The organism is Sinorhizobium fredii USDA 205 (assembly GCF_001461695.1).
Classification (GTDB): domain Bacteria; phylum Pseudomonadota; class Alphaproteobacteria; order Rhizobiales; family Rhizobiaceae; genus Sinorhizobium; species Sinorhizobium fredii.
On record NZ_AUTC01000170.1, the window covers coordinates 12,104 to 34,047 of the forward strand.

Below are 21,944 nucleotides of genomic sequence, written 5' to 3' on the forward strand. Positions count from 1 at the left end.
TCTTGAACATGCGCGTCTAAGTCTCAGGGGAGCGCGCTGCCGAATGCGGGGTGGTGGTGCATGCTGCGCGAAAGCCGAACCAATACACCACGAAGAGCTGTCAGTCGCACGGCCCGTGCCGGTGGTCCCGCCGCACATGGCAGCGAGCGCCGCATCGTTACGGCACTCTGCTACGACCTCGTCGGGTCGACCGATCTCCTGCATGTCATGGACATCGAGGATTATCAGGACCTGATGTCAGCCTTTCAGGAGTCGAGCAGGCAGTCGATTGCGTCGCACTCCGGAGTAATGCAGCACGAGGCGGGCGACGGTGGCGTGGCCCTGTTTCCGATCGATCTCGACGCCAAGGATGCGGCTTCGCTGGCGATCCGTGCCGGCCTGGCAATCGTTGACGGGTGCAAGCGCGTCGGCCAAGAGCGCGGACGAGACGACCTCCGCGTCCGCGTCGGAATCGCCACTTCCGCGGCCCTCATCCGCGATATGGAACGGGAGAGTTGGCTTCAGGAGCCCGTCACCGGTGCGGCACTCGCCATGGCGGCCCGCCTTCAAGTCATCGCCGAGCCAAACAGCGTCCTGGTTTCGGAGGAGACGCGAAACCTGGCCGGACGATCGCATGCCTTCGTGTTCCAGGGCAGCAAGACACTCAAGGGCTTCTCGGCACCCGAGAAAGTGTGGCGGGCGCTTGGGCACAAGATGGAGGTTGACCGCTTCTATGCTTACGGCCGGCTCGGCGGTCCCTTCATCAACCGCGAGAGCGAGTTGAATACGATCGCTCGTACCTGGGATGGCGTGCTTGCCGGGCGGGGCGCAAGTCTCATCATCGAGGGGGATGCCGGCATCGGCAAGTCCCGCCTTCTGCGGGAGATCCGCAGGAGGACGCGGGATCGGCGTTCGAAGCTGTTTTTCTTCCAGTGCCTCCCCGGCGGATTGCGCTCGACGCTGCATCCTCTGCTGCACAGCTTTCCCGGGTCGACGACGGGACACGGCCAGATGGGGGTCACGGCTTCCGACGTGGCGACATTGTTCGGGCGCAACGGCATCGAGGACAAGGAGGCGATCGATGTCTTCGCCTATCTGCTCGGAGCGGAAGGGCGAAACCAGAGTCTCGCGAATGACAATCCCAAGGTGATCCGCGAAAAGGCGCATCGGGCGCTCTTGCGGACGCTGGAAGCCGTCTGCCGCAGCGGCCCCGTGGTTGTCGCCGTCGAAGACATCCATTGGATAGATCCGACCTCGCGGGATCTGCTCTGCGAGGCGGCACGGCTCATTGACCAGTTCCCGATCTTTCTCGTCTTGACGTCGCGCCGCGGCTCACCCGCCGAATGGCTGGACGCGGCGAACCCGCTGCGGCTGTCGCTGCGTCCTCTGGACAGCGACGAAACGCGGCGGGCGATCCGGGCGAAATGGCCGGAGCATCGGCTGGCGAGGCTGCCGGAACTCTTCGAAGTGGCGGAACGGATATCCGGCGGCGTTCCTCTTTTCATCGAGGAAATCTGCCAGTGGGCCTCACAAGATGCCGAAGCGGATGAGGCGAGCCTGTCGGAGAACATGAAGCCAGTCCATCTATCGGCGTTCGAATCCATACTGGATGCCCGGCTGCAGCATCTGGGCCCGGCCAGAGAAGTGGCGCGAGCGGCAGCCGCGGCCGGTACGCAGGTGACCTTGCCGCTGCTGCGCGTGCTTCTGCCCGACTTCAGCAAGAAGGCAATCGCGAGTGCAGCTGATACGCTGTGCGAGACCGGGTTCCTGACGCGGGTTCGGGCGCCGGGCCGCATTGCCTACGGCTTTCGCCACGTGCTGATCCAGGAGACGATCTACAACGCCCTGTTGCGCAAACAGCGGCAGGTGCTGCACCGGCGGCTGTTTGGCGCCGTCGGCCAGAACCGCGGCATGGCTGCCTGGATCGACACCGGCGCACTGGCAGAACACGCGGAGCGGGCTGGGCTCCTCGAGAATGCGGTTGAGCTGCTTATCGCCGCCGGGAAGGAGAGTTCGAGCCGCTCCGCGATGATCGAGGCGCGCCAGTATCTGGAACATGCGCTGCGACTTTGCAGCCAATTGGGCGAGGGGCGCCCCGTAGAGACCTTGCAACTGGCCGCGCTGACGGCGCTCGGGCCGATTCTGACCGGACTGGTGGGGCTGAATTCGCCTCCCGCGCGCAAGCTCTACGAAGACGGGGTCGAAATCGCCCGACGACAGCCGATGGACGAGCAGTCGAAGTGGTTCCCGATCTATTGGGGCTGGTGGTTCACGGGATCGAATTTCCGCGTCATGCACGACCGGGCCCTGGAGGTCCAGGCCATGTTGGCGAGGGCCGACGATCCGGAAATCCAACTGCAAGTCAACCATTGTATCTGGGCCATCGATTTCAATCTCGGCCGGCATCGGGAGACCCAGGAGGCGATCAAGGCTGGCTTGGCGCTCTATGACGAGCAAACGGCAAAGAGAAGCCGGACGGAGTTCGGTGGACACGATGCGAAGGTGTGCGCGCTCGGCCAGTTCGCCCTTTCCCTGTGGCTGACCGGGCAAACGAAGGCCTCGGACGCGGCGCTGTCCAAGATGATCGCTTTTGTCGACCGCATAGCGCATGCGCCGAGCAAGGCGCATTCGCTCGACACCGAAGCCGTATCGGCGTTTTATCGCGACGACTTCGAGCGCCTCACCGAAGTTACCGAACGGATGGCGCGTTTCGCGACGAAGCACGAGATGCAGTCCTTGTCCGGCCTGTCGCTTCTCTTCGGGGGCTGGGCCGAGGCTCATCGCGGCAACCTCGCGAACGGCCACCAAACATTTCAGGACGGCCTGTCGCTTTTGAAGCAACTCGGCGCGGTGATAGACCTGCCGATCTACCTCTACATGCACGCCATGATGCTTGGCCGATCGAACGAATATGCTGCGGCTATCGAGGTCGCGGACGAAGCGATCGACAGAGCCGAGGCAACCCATCACTCCTATTGGCTCGCGGAACTCCATCGCTGCCGTGCTGTTCTTCTTGCGCAGGCTGCGGAGGAGACAGATCGTGTCGTTGCGGATCTGCGTGCGGCGATTGAAATCGCGGAACGCCAAGGGGCAAAGGCCCTGCTGCAGCGCGCGAGCCGGTCAGTCCGGGAGCTCGATCTTGTCGGCAAGCTTTGAGCCCCAAGCCCAGCCGAGCCGCATCCCGGAGACCATCGAGGGGCTCTCGGCCTTTCATCACGAGATTATTTCTGGCCTTTCTCGACCCTGGTCGCAGGGTCGAGAACCGGAGGAGGCCGAAGACCGCTTGCGTAAGATGATGCCGCTCTGCCGCCGCGCCCGGATAACCCGGCTCGCAGACCTCACCGGTCTCGATCGCGTCGGCCTGCCGGTGGTACAGGCCATTCGGCCCGCCGCACTTTCCGAAGTGACGTCGTTGGGACGGGGCGCGGTCCTCGCGGAAGCAGCCGTGGGGGCGATCATGGAGTCGCTCGAGCGCTATTTCGCCGAATCCATCCCGACGCAGCGAACCTTGCTCGCCACGGCCGACGGGTTGGATATTGCCGACGGCCTGTTCGATCGCCTGCTGGTGCCGGATTGTCGGGAGAACTGGCGGCGACGAGAAATACCCTGGATCATTGGCGTAGACATCGCGACGGGCCTTCCACAGCCGGTTCCGCTCGAACTTGTGCATAGCTGCTACACGGAGCCGCCACCTGCTGGCGACGGCCTGTTCGTCCGCACGACCACGGGCCTCGCCTGCCACATGGATGCCTGCAGCGCCTTTCTGCATGGCTTGTTCGAGTGCATCGAGCGCGATGCAATCGCCCGAGCCTTTGCGACACACGGCTTCTTCGACCGCATGCGCATGGCTTCGACGGGCCTCGGCGCGCGGGTGGACCACATCCGATCGGCCGCCGCGGCCGGTGGGATTTCCTTCGCCCTGTGGCATGCCCCTTCGCCGGCCGGGGTTCCGGCAGTCTGGTGCCAGACGATCGAGACCGGTCCCGGCGAGCCGATTCTCGCCCTGCCGACCGAAGGCTATGCCGCCGGGCCAAGCGTCGAAGCAGCCGCCGCAAGCGCCATGCTCGAAGCGCTTTCGGCTCGGGCAGGGGCGATCTCGGGTGCTCGCGACGATCAGACGAGAGGCCACTACAGGAGAAGCATGGACGCCGCCGTCGCCAAGGCACGCCAGCTTATCCTGGAGGCGGGGCCCGGAAGGCCGGCAGATGCAGCACTATCGCTCCCTATCGCCGACCCGGTGTCACTGCTGCAGGGTGTGATGTCCGCCGGATTGGGGCCGGTCCTTGCCGTGCCGGTCGGCTCGGACACGGACACCGGCGTGCAATGCGTCAGGACGGTCCTTGCCGGGGCTCATCCCTTCTTTGTTCTGAGGTGACCAGATGGAAGGCGCGAGCGGAGCCGGTCCGATCCTGGTGTTTCTTGGCCCGACGTTGCGCCTTGCCGAAGCCGAGGCGGTGCTCGATGCCACCTATTTGCAGCCCGCGGCTCAAGGGGACATCCTGCTCGCCGCGCATGCATTTCATCCCCGCGCCATGGTTCTGATCGACGGGCAGTTCGAAGACCGGCCAGCCGTCCGGCACAAGGAAATCCTCTGGGCGATGGCGCAAGGAATAGTGATGATCGGTGCTGCCAGCATGGGAGCGCTCAGAGCCGCGGAACTGGGCGACTTCGGCATGATCGGCGTCGGCTTGATCTACAGATGGTACCGGCGCTTGCGCTTCGCTCCGGCGACTAATGCGGGCTCTTCTCCTCCGGCGCTGGCGCCCGACGATGCGGTGGCCGTGCATTCAGGCCCGCCGGAGCTTGGCTTTCTTCCCCTGACCGACGCGCTGGTCGATCTGCAACGGACCTTTTCCGCCCTGGCGCGTCGCCAGATCATCACGCCTGCCGAGCGGGAACTGCTGACGACAACTGCGCGAAGTCTGAATTTCCGGGAGCGCACGCTCGCGACAGTGTTGGGTGCCGCAGGTTGGCCGAAGGACAGGCTGCCAGAGCTGCGACGGGGAGCCGTGGGGCAAAAGAGGCTGGACGCGCTGTCGGCGCTTCGAAATGCGCCCCACCTTTTGCAAACGGCAGCGCGGGGAGGCAACCACTCTCACTGGGTTGCAACGAACACCTTTATCCGGGACCTCGAGGCTGGTGGGGTTGACTCAAAATTAGTTAACACTTATAAATTGAATCCGTAATTGCCGGATCTACCAATCGAGGGGGGCAATTGTGCGATGCGTCTGCTTCGGGACGACTCCCTCGATGATGAGGGCGCGCGCCTAGGAACGCGCTTCTGGATATTCCCCCAGCCTCCGTTTATTCCCGGATACGAGCAACCGGATCGCGTCTGGCTGTCGATACCGCGTGACGAGATCCGCGCCGGTCCCAGTGACCCGACCATGTATGTGGTTGATCCCGCTTATGACAAGCAGCCATATGGCCTCGACCGATTTCCGCCTTTCGACGGGGAAAGGCGCGCGCCGGCACGACCGGGACCGGATCGCCACTTCGACAACCTGGATCCAACGTCGCGGCCGTTTCTAGCTGTTCACGCCTATGCCTGCGCGCGTTTTGTCCTCGATATCTGGCAAAGTTATCTCGGCCGACCCGTGCGGTGGTTTTTCGATCAGACCTTCCCGAGGCTCGAAATCGTCGCCTTTGTAGAGTGGGACAACGCACAGGCGGGCTACGGCTTTCTGGAACTCGGCTGCTCCGGCATCGGCGGCGTCCGGCGGCCCTACGCGTTGAATTTCGACGCGATCGCTCACGAAGTCGGGCACCTGATAATGCTGTCCGAGACAGGTATCCCAAGGGCCGTCCCGCGCGATGGCGACTTCTTTTCGTTTTCCGAAGCCTTTTCGGACGTTGTGTCGCTCATTTCGTTCCTGCATTTCGATTCCGCGATCGACCGGCTGCTTCGGCGAACGAGAGGCAATCTTCTGCTGTACAACGAACTGAACCGCTTTGCGGAGACCAGTCCGGAAACACAGATCCGTCTGGCAACCAATTTCCGGCAGATGCACGCGGTGACGCGCGAAGTGCACGACCGGGCGCTTCCATTCGTCGGAGCCATTTTCGACAGCATCGTCGATCTTTATCACCGCGACCTGGTTGCTAACGGCTGCGCCGACACGCGCCTTCTCGACTTCGATCTTCGGGACCTGGCGCGGGACGAATTCGAGCGGTTCCGTCAGGCGACGTCGGACGCCTTCAGCGTCAAGCCGCTGATTTTCAAGCTGGCGCTGACGGAGGCGCGCAATGCCATCGGCCAGGCGCTCGCCCTTTCGCTGAGGACCCTTGATCCGGACACGATGACCCTGGCGCAAGCGGCGAAGGCCGTGCTTGCCAAGGCGGATAATGCCGCCGCCGAACGGCTGGAAGCGAATTTTGCATGGCGTGAGATCATTTGATTGGAGAGAACCATTGAGGAGGGAATGATGAGCGATTGTTGCTGCAATCCCGGCGTGGGTAAGCGTCCAAACACATGGGGTGATCCAGATTACGAAGCGTATCGTCCGGGTGAAGTGCGGTTGTATGGCCGCCCCGCTATTTGTAGGCCGATCTTTACAATTAACCCGGATGAACTTGATAAGCTGGTGGAAAGTGAAATATCGAATAAAACAATTGCGGGGACAGATAACAAAGAGATATCGCAATCTGTAAGGAGAGTACTTGAACGTCACATAAGAGATAGTATTATAGGCGCCAAAGGTGAGAACATAATGCTAGCTTTGTTCGACGGATCGGAGTACTGCTCTCTGCCCGTGCAGCTAAATATTAAAGATTGTTGCTGTGATGGGGATGGTAATTACCTTAATAGCATTGGTGTAATATATGGTTATGCCTACGAGGGCCACTGTTACAAATTACCGAAGCCGCAGATCATGTTTCTACCCTCACATCCGAAAAATATCGTTAAAAGCGAACACGGATGTGAATGCGAATGCGGATATGACCCGGCGCTCGGTTATGCCGTGTGGCAGATCGACAAGCAAAAGGCTGTCATAGCCCTGGATATCCGCTCCGATAATCTGAAGACCCTCGTGTTGGATGAAAACATACCGGGCAATCGGTCGCCGCTCGCCTATGCGCAATCGATGTCCCTGGCTCCGCAACGGTACCGCGAATGACGTGATTCCGCGCGTGAGTAGAAATGATGTTCATCCCGCGCGGCAGGTCGGATTGGAAGCCGTAGGCGGTGTGCTTGCAGCGCCCTCGTGGGTCTATCTCTCGGGGCGCCGCAAGACATAAGTGGCATGTTCAGCGGACGGCTCGTATACGCTCAAACTGAACTTGCCGGTTTCATATAGCCGTAGCAAAGCGCATCCGCCGAGGACGCTTCCTCGTTCAGATCAGTTCGGGAGGCTGCCGGTGGCTGCCTCGACGATTTGCAACTGATGACGCTGCAGGTTCCTATTGCAGGCTGCCGTCGCCGCTGCGGTCGGCCGCCTGGAAGTCCGCCATGACCCTGTTCAGGAACTCGCTCTGGCTGAGCTTGCCGTCGCCGTTCGTGTCGGTGGCGGCAAACTGCTGGGCGTTCAGTGCCTGCGCCACCTCGTCCGAGCGCAGGCTGCCGTCCTTGTTCTTGTCCAGACCTGCAAAGGCCAACGTCATGAAGGCCTGGTACTCGGACCGGTCGACCGATCCGTTTCTGTCACGGTCGAGGCGATCCATTTGTCCCTGGTTCATTGCCGCAGACTGTGCCTGCGCGGGCGAAACGAGCTGGCAAAGCGCGAGTGCCGTAGGAAGAACGAGTTTTCGCATCATGGCGGCTTTCCGCTAATAGGCGCAAGTCAAGGCATTGCCGGCCGCGCTGCCGAGCGTGGCGCCTCCGCCAACGGCCCAGAGCTGACCGGTTCCCGATCCGATGGTCGCGCCGACCACGCCGCCGACGATCGCGCCGCCGACCGTTCCGGCAATGCAGCCGAACTCGTTGCGTCCCCCTTGGGATGTCGCAGCGGATTGGCACCCGGATAAGGCGAGGGCGCCAGCGAAAATGATGATTACGGTACGCTTGCTCATTTTTTCCTCCAATACCTTCGTCCGAAAGCAATAAGAATCGGCGGAAGCGCCATTGTTGGCGTCGGATGTAAATAAGCTTCTGAATATGTCTCCCGAAGTGCGGGAAGCTCTTCTGATTGGTCAGAAGCAGCATGACGACGAAACATACAGTCTGTCGACGAAGACGTCCGCAACTGCGCGCAAATACTACTGCCACGGACGGATGATGACAACTCTTTGGGGGGCGCTGGCCCTGAGAAGCGCCGCCGCCTACTGCATGTTTCCTTAAATCGTAGCCGATTTAAGGACAAGAAAATGCAGCATTTCAAAGTGCTACAGCGTCCTTTGTGCGTCTGAAAAGACGCACGGCGCTGTAGAGCAGCAGCACGTTCGACCGTGCTATTCCGAGGCGATCATGCCAGCGAGCACGGCCTTCGCAACCGCCTGGAAGCGGTTTTGAGCATCGAACTTGCGGACAATGCCGGATTCGAGGGTGAGGGCCGCGGTGATGTCCATGCCCATCAGTTGCGCGATCCGGGCGGCAGGGTGCCCGGCCGCCATCAGGCCAAGGCATTCGCTTTCGATCGGCGACAGATGGATATGCCCGAGGGGCGGATCATCACGCCTGCTGGAGCCGGTTTCGAGCAGCTCGGCGATCCGTTGCATCTGCCGGCGCAAGTTCGACTGCTGAGCCCCAAGTTCGCGGCGGCGCGACTGCAGCGCCGTCTCGAATATCCGGTCGGCCTCCGTCTGGCTTTCCGCCGTATCAAGCGCCGCCATCAACTCCTGGATCGCGGCAACCGGCATGTCGATCTCGCGGCATGCGTTGATCACGGCCATGCGGCGGATATGCCTTTCGCCGTAGACCCGCATGGGACCAAGGCGCGCGGCGTTCAGTAAGCCCTTCTCCTCGTAGAAATGCAAAGTCCGGTGCGTCACCCCGAATGCCTCGGCCATTTCGGCAATGGCGAGCCGATCGTCCGAGCCGCAATAGGGGATCGGCAGTTTCGGCAGGAAACCGCTCGCGCCAGGTCCTGCGCCGGCCTCGGCATTCCTCAATGAGTCCTGTGACATTCCGCGCCCCCCGTTTCCCGCGCCGTGACGTCGCGATCAGCCAATCGCGATCGCCGTTACCGGCTGCCTCTCGGGGCACATCGTGCGCGTGGCACGACTACTGCAGACCAATGTGCTTGCCCTTCACCCGGCGCGGCGCTTTCGAGGCGCGATGCCGTAGCGAGGGCTGGAGCTCCTTGCGCGTCCATCCGAACGTGCCGTGCCCCAACGGGCGAACCAGGCATTTAAATTCCAACGCAAGGGTCACGGTAAGTGCGAATCAGCGAAATTAACAGCCCCCAATATCGCGGGTGAAATGTTGGCAAGATCAGACCGCGCCCATGAATATGGACGTTGGATGCTTCCTTGACGTCGCATCGGACTTGGAAATACTTGCAGCAATTCAAGCTTCTCAGTGGCCGAAGAGCTGGTGCGGCCTATTTGCGGAGAGGATGAAAAGAGGCTCGTCGCCCTTCAGTGGGGCAAGTTCCTGTTGGCAGGTCCATGCCTCCTGGAAGCTCTCGCGCGTCAGGAGCTTCTTGTAGCGCGCCGTCGTCACCATGCATCGCATCAACGTGCTCTGCAGTCCCTCCGTGGCGGCGTGGGTGTAGATCTCGCCGTCGAGTGCGAATAGCTGAGCGGCAAGCGACGTGGTCTTGTAGAGAATGTCGGCTTCACTTGCGAGCTGTTGCGCACCAATGAAGTCCTGCCGGAGCGGCACGGCTTCGCCGTTGTGCGAAAGCGTGATGCGAATGCCGGGTTCCGGCGTATCGTGCCAGGCGATCGTAACGGAGAAGACGAGCGCCGGATTTAAGGAGCCGGTGGCGCCTGAAGAGCCGGTCATGTCTGCGGACGTAAGGGTCTTGTGGCGGAGCGCGGCCGCTCGCAACACCGCGGCGAAATGCTCCGCATTCCCATGGTCCGTGTCGACGATGAAGCGAACGGAGGGAAGCCCACGGACAGCGGCCATCGGGCCGTTCGCAAGCTTGGCTTCTGCGGCGAAATCGAGCGTCACTTTCGGTGACGGCAGTGGCGTGAACAAAAGAAGCGGAAGTACCGTCAGCACAGCCCAGGGGGAGGAGAAGGGAGTGGGCTGCCAGGCGGGCCGGCGCCTGGGGGGGCGGGCAGCCGTGGCCGGTCGCACCGGGACTTCCGCAACAGCTTCACGCAGCCGGTACTCCGGCACATAGGTGCCCTTCGGGATGCTGATCTGCCATTTCTCGCCGGCCCCCTCGGCTTCGTAGAAGCCTTTCAGCAATTTGCGCAATTTTCCGGCGTGGACGCGCACGAGAGGATCGCTGTCGGCGTCGAAAGCCGGGCTGCGTCCGAAGACATCGACCGCGATCGAATAGCCTTTCAATTGCCCGGCTTCGCCGACGATCTCCTTCTCGACCACATAGGTCAGGAAAGCGCGCAGACGCTCCGAGCGCTGAAAGCCCTTGCTATCGAGAATCCGGCCGAGCGCCGACCGGATCGACTCGTCGCAGGGCCTTTCGGCTGGCATCATCAATGGCTCCGGAAGAAAAGGCGCTATGCAGGGAGAAGCGGACAATTTTAACCTGATTCGAGATTTAGAACCAAAAAGTGGTGCTTGTCAGGTTTAGCAACAAGAAATGTCAGCTTTTTCTGAAATGGACCGAGCGCCGCACCTCCACGAAACGCAAGTGGCACGGCCGGACGCCCGTGCCAGGTTTGATGTGCCCAATCCGGATCTTGCAGCCTAAGCGCGGCGATAGTCCAGTTTAGGATACCAATCCGTCCCGCGGCCCTCCGGCGTCGTGTCGAGCAGGTGCCACAGCGGATCGGGGTCAGGCGCGCCGCGGGGGTCCTGGCCGGGATCGGCCATTTCGCCGTTCATCTCGCCGCTCCAGAAATGCCTGATCGTGCCGCCCCGGCGGGTGAAAACCGTGTAGCCGGGGACATCGGCGTCCTCGGCGCTGACATAATCGCGGGTAAAGCGACCCTCGCTGTCGGAATAGACCTTCAGCTGGCTCCAGCCGCGCGCCTTCTTGGCCTCGACCAGCCGCTCGATCGGCGAGCGGGCGACCATCGCCAGAGCGACGCGTTGCTCGATGTCCGGCACCTTGCCTTCAAAAGAGGCCATCAGCGACGTGCACATGGGGCAGGGCTTCTCGCGCTTCGGGCCGAACATGTAGCTGTAGATGATGAGCGTGTCCTTGTCCTCAAAGAGGTCGGCGAGCGTTGCGGAACCGTTCTCCCCCTCGAAAACATAGGTCTGCGGCACTTCGCCGCCCGGCGGCAACTGCCTGCGCTGCGCGGCCACCCGCTCGATGTGGCGGCGGAGCTCGATTTCCTCGGCAAGCAAAGCGTTGCGTGCCTGGCGGTACTCGGCACTCTCGTTCGGGAAGCGGGCGGGGTTTCTTGCGGCAAGTTCCGTTGCGGGGACGAGTGGGGCCTGCTTCGTCATGGTGCTCTCCTCCATCGTTGCGACATGCTGCCCAGTCAAACGAATAAGGTTGATATCAACATAATGAGGAGCTGTCAAAACGTCTGGACGAAACCGTGCAAAGGCCGATTCCGATCTTGCAAAATCTGCGGTAGAACTGCGACGATCGATTTGGTCGCCGACGCTCCTTCGAGTGCATCGCTTTGAAAGTTTCGATATGCCAGCCAAGCTTTCCGTCAATCTCAATGCCATCGCCATGCTGCGCAACCGGCGCGATCTCCCATGGCCCTCGGTGACCGGCGTCGGCCGCATCGCGCTTCAAGCCGGCGCGAGCGGACTGACCGTCCATCCGCGCCCCGATCAGCGACACATCCGGTTTTCCGATCTGCAACCGATCCGCGACCTGATCGACGACGAATTCCCGGAGGCGGAGTTCAACATGGAGGGCTATCCCAACGAGGAGTTCCTCCAGCTCGTCGAACGGCACGAGCCGGAGCAGGTGACGCTGGTGCCCGATGACCCGGCACAGGCGACCTCCGACCACGGCTGGGACTTTCGCGAGAACCGCGCTCTGCTCGGCAGCGTCGTGGGGCGTCTTAAGAAGGGGGGCTTTCGCGTATCGCTGTTTGCCGATGGTGACCCCGACCCGGAAGCGCTGAAGTTCGCCAGGGAGACCGGCGCCGATCGCATCGAGCTCTACACGGGGCCCTATGGCGGCTGCCATGACGATCCCGACGAGGCCAAGCGGATCGCCGGCGAACTCGGCCGCACGGCCGAAATCGCAATCGGCCTCGGCCTCGCCGTCAATGCGGGACACGACCTGACGGTCGCCAACCTGCCGCTGCTCGTCAAGCACGTCCCGGCGCTTGCCGAAGTGTCGATCGGCCACGGCCTGACGGCAGACGCGCTGGAATACGGCATGACGGAGACGGTGCGCCGCTTCCGCCGCGCCTGCGGCGAGGCGGTGTAGGCGGTCCCGCGAGACCTGCGATACGCCCGCGGGGTCGGGCGGCGGCGAGCGAAGCATTGCTGTTCTCGGAAGTGGAGCCGCGGCTCGGTCGACCCTTGTGCTCGAAAAAGGAATTCTGCCTGCCCTTCCTCGCGTCTTGATGGATATCGTCGCCTGCAATAGCTCGGTTTCCAATCCCGGGTTTGGCAACTTGCTCAAAATCCGCATCCATGCAATATCCATACATTATGAAGAGGATGTCGCATGGCTAAGGATCGCGGAAATCTTTCGTGGGTGCCGGAGCTTGGCAGGATGCGCGGGCCGCTCTACCTCGCCATCGCCGATCAGATTGCGGCCGACATCGCGGCAGGGCGCTTGCCGGCCGGGACACGTTTGCCGCCGCAGCGGGCGCTTGCGGCCGCGCTCGGCCTCGATTTCACCACCGTCAGCCGCGCCTACAACGAGGCGCGGCGCCGTGGCTCGATCGAAGGGCGGGTCGGACAAGGCACTTATGTGAGGGCGCGACCGAGAGGTGTCGGCGGTTCGTCGCCGGCCGCGCTCGTCGACATGAGCATGAACCTGCCGCCGCTCGTCGATGACCCGCCGCTTGCGGAAAGGATGTGGCGCGATATCGCCGATTTGCAGCACGAGCAGGGCTTGGCCCTGCTGATGCGCTATCAACCCGTCGGTGGCGCGCGGCAAGACCGGGCAGCGGGGGCAGCCTGGCTGAAGCCGAGGCTCGGCGAAGTCTCGCCGCAGCGGGTGCTGGTCTGCCCCGGTGCACAAGGCGCACTGCTTGCGACCCTTGGCCTGCTGGCGACGAAGGGGGACAGGATCTGTGCCGAGGCGCTCGCCTATCCCGGTCTTCGTTCGGTGGCGGCGTATCTCGGCATCGACGTCCTGAGCGTCGCGATAGACGAAAGGGGCCTTGTGCCGGAAGCTTTCGAGGCCGCGTGCCTCGAGCATCAGCCGAAGGTTCTTTACTGCAATCCGACGCTGCACAATCCGACGACCGCAACGCTGCCCTTGAAAAGGCGTGAAGCGATCCTGGCGATTGCACGCAGGCACGGCGTTGCCGTCATCGAGGACGACGCCTATGGCGCATTGCCGGCAGCGCCCGTGCCGCCCCTTGCCGCCCTTGCTCCGGATATCGTCCATCACGTGGCGGGGCTTGCCAAATGTCTCTCGCCTGCGCTCCGGATCGCCTATCTGGTCGTGCCGGATTCAACGGCGGCTGTTCGCCTGGAGAGCGCCATTCGCGCCACGGCCGGCATGGCATCGCCGCTTTCCGCAGCGATCGCCACCCGTTGGGTCGAGGATGGGACGGCGGAAACGGTGCTGGCGGCCATCCGAAGCGAAACGGCGCGCCGCCAGCAGATGGTTGCCGACAGACTGCCCGACGCCGATGTCCTCGCCGATCGCGAGGGCTTTCACCTATGGCTGAGATTGCCATCCCAATGGAGCCGCGGCGAGTTTACCGCCCGGCTCAGGGCTCTGGGGGTCACTGTCGTGGCGAGCGATGCCTTCGCGCTTTCGGATCCTCCGGAGGCCGTGCGCCTCGGCCTCGGCGCGCCGGAGACGCGGGCCGAACTGCAGCGAAGCCTCGACATCATTTCCGATCTTCTTGCGCGATCTCCGGCGGCGCTCAGTCTCGTCGTCTGAGGCGCGTTCGTATTTCCGAGGAGTGTTACCTGCCAACGGGCGGAATTGTCGCAGTCACTTATGCATACAATATTGGTAGTGTATGTTATGTATGGTTTATGAATGAAGCCTTGGGGCGCCTTGCTGCGCGGAACGTCCGGCCTCGGGCCGGCTTGCGCATGCGCGGAAAGAACCTTGGAAAGGAAGAATGATGTCTTCAAACGATGAGTGGCCGCCTTTGTCGCCACTGCATACGGGTTTGCGCAGTCGCTGCCCGCGCTGCGGTCAGGGACACCTGTTCGAGGGATTCTTGACGCTCCGGCAGGAGTGCGAGGTCTGCGGCCTCGACTATTCCTTCGCCGACCCGGCCGATGGCCCCGCTTTCTTCGTGATTTGCTTCGCCTGCGTGCCCAGTGTGCTTCTCGGTGTGTGGCTGGAAGTGCAATACAATGCGCCGCTCTGGGTGCATCTGTTGGTGACGGGGCCGTTCATGCTCCTGACCTGCATCCCGCCGCTCAGGCCGCTGAAGGGCTGGCTGGTCGCCAGCCAGTTCTTCTACAAGGCCGAGGAGGGCAAGCTGGTGCGGAAGTCAGACGTAACGCACGCTTGAACAAGCACTGACGTTCACCCCGGGTTCCCCTGGTCCAGATTGTGCTGCCATTCGATCGCGTCCTCCAGGCGATCGTGGCCCCAGAACAGTTCGCCATCGGCGACGAAGGAGGGAGAACCGAAGATGCCGATCTCCTTCGCCTCGCTGGTCGCTGCGTTCAGCGCCTCGGCGGCGGCGCCGGTGCTTGCCTGCTTGAGCACGCGGCCAGGGTCTTCTCCCGCTTCCTCGATGCTCGCCGCGATGTTCGGCTCGCGCTCGGCAGGCTCGCGGTCGACGAACCAGCGTCGATAGGTGGCGATCGTGTAGGCGGAACACCAGCCTTCCTTGGCGGCGAGCACCGCGACGCGGTTCGCCAGTGCGAGGTCGGCGAGGGGATAGGGGATCGGCAGTCTCACCGGCAGGCCGAACTTCGCGGCACGCCGCTCGATATCGCGCCACATATAGGCGGCCTTGAGCGGCTTGTCGGCGAAAGGGGCGTCATTCGCCTCGGCCTGGATCGCGCGGAGGTCGAAGGGCCTCCAACGGACCTCGACGCCCGCCCTTTCGGCGACCTCCGGTAGCCGCATCACGGCGAGAAAAGTGTAGGGGCTTCCTATCGAGAACCAGAAGTCGACCGGCGCCGTCATCGTCCTTCCTCCCAATCCGACCGATCCTCACGATAACAACGCGCCGAGGCGAGAGGGTGGCGGAAACGCGGGGCTTCCAGGAAAAGTTGACGGACCGAGGCAAGGTTTTGAAAGAGAGGCCCGGCGGTGGACGCCGGGCCGATTGCCATTGCGGCCATTGTTATTGAACGAGCGCGGCCTTGTTTGCCGCGAGGAAGGCCGGTAGCCCAACCGGGGCTCTGCCGGTGAGGGTGGCTACGTCATTGGTCACCAGGTCGAAATGACCTTCCCGGGTATTGGTGTCGAAGGAGACGAGGATCGGAACGAAGAAGTCCGGCAGCCCGGCGCCCTTGAGGCCGCCTGCCAGAGCCTCGTCGGAAATGTGGACTACGTCGAGCGTCTTGCCGGTGGCTTCGGCGACGAGGGTGGCGATCTCCGCGGTCGTCAGCGCCTGCGAACCGGTCAGCGTATAGGTGCGGCTTTCCGACGAGCCCGATTCCAGCGCAGCGGCAGCGGCCTTGGCGAGGTCGTCGCGCGCGATGTGCGAGATACGGCCTTCACCGGCCGACGAGAACCATTGGCCGGTCTGAAGTGCATGCGGCAGCGCCAGGAACAGGTTTTCCATGTACCAGGCATTGCGCAGGATCGTATAGGGAATGCCGCTTGCCTTGATGGCGTTTTCGGTGCCGAGATGATCGGCGGCAAAGGGGATGACCGAGTTTTCCGGATTGGGCATGGACGTATAGAGGATGTGCTTCACGCCGGCCTTTTTGGCGGCGTCGACGGCGGCGAGATGCTGCCTCAGCCGCTTGCCCGGCTCGTCCAGCGTGTCTGTCGAGATGATGAGGACCCGGTCGGCGCCGGCAAAAGCCTTTTCGAGCGAGGCAGGATCGTCGAAACTGGCGGCGCGGGTTTCGACGCCCTTGGCGGCGTAATCGGCGAGTTTGGCGGTGTCGCGGCTGGTGGCGATGATATCGGCCGGCTTCGTCTTGCCAAAGGCGAGAAGCGCATCGAGTACGAGTTTGCCGAGCTGACCTGCAGCACCGGTTACGAGCAATTTCTGGGGCATTATCTTCCTTTCACTCTGCTTTCCAGCTTCGCATAGCCTCGACCGGCTCATTTCGAAATCTGGTCTCTTTTTGAGAGTTGCTCTTATCCCGTAATCTGCTAAGAGCTGTAAAGGAGGCAGTTTTTTCTGCGAAGGTTACGGAAAGGGTACCGCCATGAACAAGGCGACCGGCGCGGTGAAGGGCAGGCGGGTGGCAATCATCGGCGGCGTGCCGCTCGATATGGACAATTGTCCGGTGCGCGATGTGATGGACAATATCGGCGGGAAGTGGAACTCGCTGATGATCCTGTCGCTCGCCGACGGGCCGCTGCGCTTCTCGCAGCTCCGGCGGCTGATCCCGGACATTTCCCAGCGGATGCTGACGCAGACGCTGCGCGATCTGCAGCGCGACGGCTATTTGAGCCGTACCGTCTACCCGACGCAGCCGCCGAGCGTGGAATACGGCCTCACCGATCTCGGCCGGTCGTTCCTGGTTGTCTTGAAACTATTCGTGGACTGGTCGCTGGAAAATCACGACGCGATACGCAAGGCGCGTGCCGAGTTTGACGAGGCGCCATAGGCGGATTGTCGCCACATGCCTGTGGTATTGCCGAGATTATGGGAGTTGGTATTGCAATCGGCATCGGTGTTGGCGCGGCCTTCGGAGCCGCGCTCGATGACGTCCCGCTCGGTATCACCATCGGCATTGCTCTTGGTGCTGCGATGGGAATGTATCAGCCACGCTAGAGGCGCGCCGGTTCGGAATATCGACCTGTTCGCCGGGGGGCGGGCGTTGTCGTGCCTTGAACCCCTTTGGCGTTCGGTCAGGCAGCGCAAACTACCTTCCGGTCGAGCAGCGCGAAATCAACTGCGGCCTCGGCGTGGATAGCCGTGGAATCGAAGCCCGGCAGCGGCAGGTTGGCCGGGTCGAGGATCAGGCAGATCTCGGTGCAGCCGAGAATGACGGCGTCCGCGCCTTCTGCCTTCGCTTTCTCGATGAGCGCCATCAGCGCTTCGCGCGAAGCGTCCAGAACCTTGCCGGCGCAGAGTTCGTCGAAGATCACCTCGTGGGTCAGCTTGCGGCCGTCGGCATCGGGAACGATCACATCGATGCCGTGAGCCCGCATGCGCTCGGCGTAGAAGCCGTGCTCCATGGTGTAGCGGGTGGCGAGCAGCAGCGGCCGGCGGCTGCCTGCATCCTTGAGGCGAAGTGCGGTCTCGTCGATGATGTTGATCAGCGGGATATCGACGGAAGCCGCGACGGCGTCGGCGATCAGGTGCATGGTGTTGGTGCAGATCAGCACGCAATCGGCTCCGCCGGATTGAAGTGCGCGCGCAACCTCGGACAGGCGCCCGGCCGCCTCGTCCCAGCGGCCGGCCTTCTGCAGGTCGACGATTTTCTGGAAGTCGACGGAATGGAGAAGCACTTCCGCCGAATGCAATGCGCCGAGCCGCTCGCGAACGGCCTCGTTGACCATCCGGTAGTAGACCGCCGAGCTTTCGAAGCTCATGCCGCCGATGAGGCCGATTTTGCGCATTTCCATCAACTCGCTCCCTTTTTGCATTCGATCGTTGGAACTGAAGCCGGAAGAGCGCGTTGCCACTTTCCGATCTCGTTCCACCGTTAAGATTATGACCCGAGTCGGGTTGGATTTGTTTGCTTTGAGGGCTATCTAAGAAGGAAATCTCAAGAGTTTTTTGCGTCGCTTGTTCAGTTCGTGCAAAATTCAGGCGTCGTCGTGGCGTTGGGTGAGGAGTAAATGGCGTGCTTGACGAAAGGGACCGAAAACTTCTCACACTTCTGCAGGAAGATGCGAGTGTTGCGATGGCCGATCTCGCCGAGCGGGTGAACCTTTCCTTGTCCGCCTGTTCGCGCCGCATTCAGCGGCTGGAAGAGGCAGGCTATGTGTCAAGGCGCATCGTCGTTCTCGACCGGGAGAAGATGGGCGTGCCCACGACGGTCTTCGCGCTCATCAAGACGGCACATCACTCCGATGAGTGGATCGAGACGTTCCGGCGTGCGATCAGCGACATTCCCGAAATCGTCGAGGCGCACCGGTTGACGGGCAATTACGACTACATCGTCAAGGTTGTGCTGCCGCGAGTCGAGCAATATGACATGGTCTACAAGCAGATCGTGCGCAAGGTGGAGCTATTCGACGTTACCGCCTCGATCTCCATGGAAGTCCTGAAAAGCGGGACGGCGGTTCCGGTCCGTTACGCGGAGTAAGGTCTGCGTGCCGCCGACGTGATGTGTGGTCAATTTGAGCGAACGAGGCAGCAGCCATGCAGGAGAAACATCACGTGGTGGTCGTGGGCGGCGGCTTCGGCGGGCTGCAGCTTGTCCATGACCTCAAGGGCGCGCCGGTCCGCATCACGCTCATCGATCGGCGCAATCACCACCTCTTTCAGCCGCTGCTCTACCAGGTCGCGACCACCATTCTTGCGACCTCCGAGATCGCCTGGCCGATCCGCCATCTTTACCGCGACCGACCGGAGGTGACGACGCTGCTCGGCGAGGTGCAGGGCATCGATCGGGCGGCAAGGGCCGTGACGCTGGCGAGCGGCCGGGCAGTTCCCTACGACACGCTGGTGCTTGCGACCGGTGCGACGCATGCTTATTTCGGCCATGACGAATGGGCTCACGTGGCGCCGGGTCTGAAGACGCTCGAGGATGCGACGACCATTCGCCGGCGCGTGTTGCTCGCATTCGAGCAGGCCGAGAGCGAGGAGGACCCCGCCAGGCGCGATGCGCTGTTGACCTTCACGATCATCGGCGCGGGTCCGACGGGCGTGGAACTTGCCGGCATCATCGCCGAAATGGCGCACCGAACCTTGCCAGACGAGTTCCGCCGCATCGATACGCGTCAGGCGCGCGTGATACTTGTCGAGGCGGGAGCGCGCATTTTGCCGACTTTTGCGGAAGAGCTTTCCGCCTATGCGATGGCCGAGCTTGCCAAGCTCGGCGTGGAGGTGCGCACCGGCACGCCAGTAACGGACTGCACGGCGGACGGCGTGAGGATCGGCGACAGCTTCGTCCCGAGCTGCACCCTCGTCTGGGCGGCCGGTGTTCAGGCTTCGCCGGCCGCAAAATGGCTCGGGATCGAGGCTGATCGCGCAGGCCGTGCCATGGTCGACCAGGACCTTACCGCGCCGGGCAACCCGAGCGCATTCGTGATCGGCGACACCGCCTTGGTCAAGCAGGAGAACGGTGCGCCGGTGCCGGGCATCGCGCCCGCTGCCAAGCAGCAGGGCGCCTATGTAGCCCGCGTGATCCGCGCCCGTCTTAAGGGCCAGCCCGCGCCTGGCCCCTTCCGCTACCGCCACCAGGGAAGTCTCGCCACCATCGGCAAGCGCGCCGCGATCATCGACTTCGGCAGGATCAAGTTGAAAGGAGGGCTTGCCTGGTGGATCTGGGGCATCGCCCATATCTACTTCCTGATCGGCACCCGCAGCCGGTTCGCAGTCGCCTGGAGTTGGTTGTGGATCTATCTGAGCGGCCAGCACAGCGCGCGCCTGATTACGCAAAAGGAAACCCAGCGAAGTGAGGAATAGCCGTGGCGGTTGTAAATTGACGGTTTCCAATGCAACCTATTTGCACCATGTAGCGACAAGGTTCGATGGCCGCCTCCTCCGACAAGATCGAAATCGATGTATCCCTCGTCAGGCGGCTGATTGCGACGCAATTTCCGCAATGGGCGGACCTGCCGGTTCGGCCAGTTCGGCATGATGGTTGGGACAACAGGACCTTTCATCTGGGTGACGACTTGGCGGTTCGTCTGCCGAGCGCCGGATCCTATGCGCTCCAGGTCGAGAAGGAGCAGCGCTGGTTGCCGCGGCTGGCGCCGCATTTGCCGCTGCCGATTCCGGCGCCCGTGGCGATGGGGCGACCGGGCGAGAACTATCCCTGGCATTGGTCCGTCTATCGATGGCGCAACGGCGAGATCGCGACGCATGCTCCGATCGCCGATATGAGCGCCTTCGCGGTGTCGCTTGCCGAGTTCCTGGCCGCCCTCCAAGGCATCGACGCCGATGGCGGGCCGCTATCGGGGCAGCACAATTTCTTCCGCGGCGGTCCGCTGACCGCGTATGACCACGAAACGCGCTGGGCCCTTGCGGCACTCGAGGGCCGGATTGATACGGATATGGCGCGTTCCGTTTGGGATGCAGCGCTTGCCGCCAAGTGGATGGGAGAGCCGGTCTGGTTCCATGGCGATGTCAGTTCCGGCAATCTCCTCGTCGAAAACGGCCGCCTGGGCGCTGTCATCGATTTCGGCACGTCCGGTGTCGGCGATCCGGCCTGCGACCTGTCGATTGTCTGGACGATGTTCGACGGGGAGAGCCGCGAGGCGTTTCGGGAGACACTTCCGCTCGAAGGGGAACCTGGGCGCGCGGCCGCGGCTGGACCCTGTGGAAGGCGCTGATCGTCGCGGCCGAGATGCCGGGCACCGATCGGCTCGAGGTCGAGAAATCGCGGCGCGTGATTGCCGACGTTCTCGCCGATCACGTGCGATACGGTTGAGCTGCAGCGGTTGCAATCGGTCAGCCCGAGGCGCGGGCCGATTGACTGCACCAGCTTGCCGGCCGGCTTGCGCGCTTTCGCACGAGCCCCTCGGAAACCAGTATGTCGCCCAGCGATCTGCCGCCTCGCATCACGACGCGCGGCTTGCCGGCTTCCTCGTCGGCGAAGCTGCCCTGCGAGCCGACCAGCGTGAACTTGCCGGCGTTCAACAGTTCGCGCAGCCTTGCCTTGGCATAGGAGCCGCGGGACCGTTCGGCGTCGCATTTCGCGAGCTTCGTCTCCGGCGCATCGATATCAGCGACGAGGATCCTCTCGCCGTTGAAGAGGAAGGTGTCGCCGTCGATGACGCAATTGTCGTGGCGAATGCCGCAGAAATAAAACGTGTCGTTTCCTGCCTGGAACGAGACAGCTTTCGCCTGCGGCTGTTGCAAGGGCCGGCCGATCGGCGCCGGCGGGACCAGCGTGGGTTTCCGAGCGATGGCACCCGTGTGTTCCTTCGGCCGGGCCGCCGCGCTTGCGGTCGTCGCTTTCTTCTCGGGTTGCGAAAGCAAGGCCATCAGCTCTTGTCCGCCGGGCAGGTCTGCGAGTCGTCCCCTGTGATCATAGGCGACGACTCCTCCGACAAGAATGACGGCTGCGAGGTACCAACGCGTCATGCCGCCCTGGCTGCCCTTTCGAGCTGTGCTGCGCTTGCGTCGCCTGGAATTTCCCTTGGCCATCCGATTCGATCCTCAATTGCGCGGGCATTATCGGATCGAGGAGTTGCTGAAAGGTTGTCACGGATGACCGGCGCAAAGCGCGGGCTTTCTCCGTACTTCGTTCATGAGCAGGGGCGGGTTCCGTCGGAACCCGCCCTTTGCCGATCGTTGGTCTCTATACCTGCAATGTCACGCCGTACCGTAGGCGCGGCTCGCAGGGCCTGGATGCCATCGTCCCGCAGTAGAGCGCGATACGCTTCTTAGCGAGTGTCGTCGCTTTTGCCGGAATTGCCGGGGGTCCCGTCGCCACCACCGTTCCCATTTCCATTATTGCCGCCGCCGCCGCTGGAGCCGCCGCCGCCACCGCTGCCACCGGAGCCGCCACTGCCGCCACTGGAGCCACCGCCGCCGCTGGAGCCGCCGCCGCCGGAGCCGCCACTGCC

The 21,944-nt window shown here is 62.7% G+C and carries 22 protein-coding genes and 1 pseudogene; 13 read left to right on the forward strand and 10 right to left on the reverse strand.

Annotated features, from left to right (window positions below):
- Positions 1-60 precede the first annotated feature (60 nt).
- The 5 genes from N181_RS24945 to N181_RS24965 are packed head-to-tail and all read left to right on the forward strand — an operon-like array spanning position 61 to position 7,097.
- Positions 61-3,135 carry an ATP-binding protein gene (locus N181_RS24945; protein WP_014328885.1) on the forward strand — a complete coding sequence of 1,025 codons (3,075 nt, stop codon included), beginning with the start codon at positions 61-63 and terminating at the stop codon, positions 3,133-3,135.
- Positions 3,119-4,354: a YcaO-like family protein gene (locus tag N181_RS24950; protein WP_048655301.1), complete on the forward strand. Its 1,236-nt coding sequence runs from the start codon at positions 3,119-3,121 to the stop codon at positions 4,352-4,354. Before N181_RS24945 ends, N181_RS24950 begins: the two co-directional genes overlap by 17 nt.
- Positions 4,355-4,358: 4 nt before the next feature.
- Positions 4,359-5,165 carry a TfuA-like protein gene (locus N181_RS24955; protein WP_014328883.1) on the forward strand — a complete coding sequence of 269 codons (807 nt, stop codon included), beginning with the start codon at positions 4,359-4,361 and terminating at the stop codon, positions 5,163-5,165.
- A gap of 36 nt (positions 5,166-5,201) precedes the next feature.
- Positions 5,202-6,377: a gluzincin family metallopeptidase gene (locus N181_RS24960; protein WP_014328882.1), complete on the forward strand. Its 1,176-nt coding sequence runs from the start codon at positions 5,202-5,204 to the stop codon at positions 6,375-6,377.
- A 27-nt stretch (positions 6,378-6,404) separates the two neighbouring features.
- A complete protein-coding gene (locus tag N181_RS24965; protein ID WP_014328881.1) occupies positions 6,405-7,097 on the forward strand; it encodes a hypothetical protein in 693 nt (230 codons plus the stop codon).
- Positions 7,098-7,380: 283 nt separating this feature from the next.
- On the opposite strand, the gene N181_RS24970 is transcribed toward N181_RS24965, so the two are convergent.
- From N181_RS24970 to N181_RS24995, 5 genes are all read right to left on the reverse strand, one after another.
- The gene (locus N181_RS24970; RefSeq protein ID WP_037400952.1) at positions 7,381-7,731 is read right to left on the reverse strand and encodes an EF-hand domain-containing protein; all 351 of its coding nucleotides are present in this window, start codon (positions 7,729-7,731) and stop codon (positions 7,381-7,383) included.
- Between the two features lie 15 nt (positions 7,732-7,746).
- Positions 7,747-7,989: a glycine zipper 2TM domain-containing protein gene (locus N181_RS24975; protein WP_014328879.1), complete on the reverse strand. Its 243-nt coding sequence runs from the start codon at positions 7,987-7,989 to the stop codon at positions 7,747-7,749.
- Positions 7,990-8,367: 378 nt separating this feature from the next.
- On the reverse strand, positions 8,368-9,042 hold the full coding sequence (locus N181_RS24985; protein WP_014328878.1) for a MerR family transcriptional regulator: 675 nt from the start codon (positions 9,040-9,042) through the stop codon (positions 8,368-8,370).
- A 391-nt stretch (positions 9,043-9,433) separates the two neighbouring features.
- Positions 9,434-10,528, reverse strand: a complete 1,095-nt coding sequence (locus tag N181_RS24990; RefSeq protein WP_014328877.1) for a hypothetical protein — start codon at positions 10,526-10,528, stop codon at positions 9,434-9,436.
- Between the two features lie 213 nt (positions 10,529-10,741).
- Complete coding sequence (locus tag N181_RS24995) at positions 10,742-11,449, reverse strand: DUF899 family protein (protein WP_037400959.1); 708 nt, start codon at positions 11,447-11,449, stop codon at positions 10,742-10,744.
- A gap of 196 nt (positions 11,450-11,645) precedes the next feature.
- Between N181_RS24995 and N181_RS25000 the strand changes: the two genes are divergently transcribed.
- The 3 genes from N181_RS25000 to N181_RS25010 all read left to right on the forward strand — a co-directional run bounded on the left by N181_RS25000 (position 11,646) and on the right by N181_RS25010 (position 14,628).
- Entirely contained in the window at positions 11,646-12,398 is a 753-nt protein-coding gene (locus N181_RS25000; protein ID WP_014328875.1) for a pyridoxine 5'-phosphate synthase, read from the forward strand.
- A 243-nt stretch (positions 12,399-12,641) separates the two neighbouring features.
- Positions 12,642-14,039 carry an aminotransferase-like domain-containing protein gene (locus N181_RS25005; protein ID WP_037400962.1) on the forward strand — a complete coding sequence of 466 codons (1,398 nt, stop codon included), beginning with the start codon at positions 12,642-12,644 and terminating at the stop codon, positions 14,037-14,039.
- A 190-nt stretch (positions 14,040-14,229) separates the two neighbouring features.
- Positions 14,230-14,628 carry a DUF983 domain-containing protein gene (locus N181_RS25010; RefSeq protein ID WP_014328873.1) on the forward strand — a complete coding sequence of 133 codons (399 nt, stop codon included), beginning with the start codon at positions 14,230-14,232 and terminating at the stop codon, positions 14,626-14,628.
- A gap of 14 nt (positions 14,629-14,642) precedes the next feature.
- On the opposite strand, the gene N181_RS25015 is transcribed toward N181_RS25010, so the two are convergent.
- Complete coding sequence (locus N181_RS25015; protein WP_060563963.1) at positions 14,643-15,254, reverse strand: 2-hydroxychromene-2-carboxylate isomerase; 612 nt, start codon at positions 15,252-15,254, stop codon at positions 14,643-14,645.
- Positions 15,255-15,414: 160 nt separating this feature from the next.
- Positions 15,415-16,302 (reverse strand): SDR family oxidoreductase, encoded by an 888-nt coding sequence (locus N181_RS25020; RefSeq protein ID WP_014328871.1) that lies wholly within the window; start codon positions 16,300-16,302, stop codon positions 15,415-15,417.
- Positions 16,303-16,456: 154 nt separating this feature from the next.
- Here N181_RS25020 and N181_RS25025 point away from each other — a divergent pair, with 154 nt between their 5' ends.
- Both N181_RS25025 and N181_RS35645 read left to right on the forward strand, forming a co-directional pair.
- Positions 16,457-16,861: a winged helix-turn-helix transcriptional regulator gene (locus N181_RS25025; RefSeq protein WP_014328870.1), complete on the forward strand. Its 405-nt coding sequence runs from the start codon at positions 16,457-16,459 to the stop codon at positions 16,859-16,861.
- Positions 16,862-16,899: 38 nt separating this feature from the next.
- Positions 16,900-17,028, forward strand: coding sequence for a glycine zipper domain-containing protein (locus N181_RS35645; protein ID WP_474198931.1), 129 nt, complete (start codon positions 16,900-16,902; stop codon positions 17,026-17,028).
- Between the two features lie 77 nt (positions 17,029-17,105).
- Here N181_RS35645 and N181_RS25030 read toward each other — a convergent pair whose 3' ends face one another.
- Positions 17,106-17,825, reverse strand: a complete 720-nt coding sequence (locus N181_RS25030) for an aspartate/glutamate racemase family protein (protein ID WP_014328869.1) — start codon at positions 17,823-17,825, stop codon at positions 17,106-17,108.
- Positions 17,826-18,046: 221 nt separating this feature from the next.
- Between N181_RS25030 and N181_RS25035 the strand changes: the two genes are divergently transcribed.
- The 3 genes and pseudogenes from N181_RS25035 to N181_RS25045 all read left to right on the forward strand — a co-directional run bounded on the left by N181_RS25035 (position 18,047) and on the right by N181_RS25045 (position 20,803).
- Positions 18,047-18,511, forward strand: coding sequence for an Lrp/AsnC family transcriptional regulator (locus tag N181_RS25035; protein ID WP_014328868.1), 465 nt, complete (start codon positions 18,047-18,049; stop codon positions 18,509-18,511).
- Positions 18,512-18,567: 56 nt separating this feature from the next.
- The gene (locus tag N181_RS25040) at positions 18,568-19,836 is read left to right on the forward strand and encodes an NAD(P)/FAD-dependent oxidoreductase (RefSeq protein WP_014328867.1); all 1,269 of its coding nucleotides are present in this window, start codon (positions 18,568-18,570) and stop codon (positions 19,834-19,836) included.
- Between the two features lie 65 nt (positions 19,837-19,901).
- Positions 19,902-20,803, forward strand: a pseudogene (locus N181_RS25045) (aminoglycoside phosphotransferase family protein).
- Between the two features lie 20 nt (positions 20,804-20,823).
- Here N181_RS25045 and N181_RS25050 read toward each other — a convergent pair.
- Positions 20,824-21,522, reverse strand: coding sequence for a thermonuclease family protein (locus N181_RS25050; RefSeq protein ID WP_014328865.1), 699 nt, complete (start codon positions 21,520-21,522; stop codon positions 20,824-20,826).
- A gap of 239 nt (positions 21,523-21,761) precedes the next feature.
- A partial coding sequence (locus N181_RS34325; RefSeq protein ID WP_210172819.1) for a hypothetical protein occupies positions 21,762-21,944 on the reverse strand: 183 nt, incomplete at its 5' end.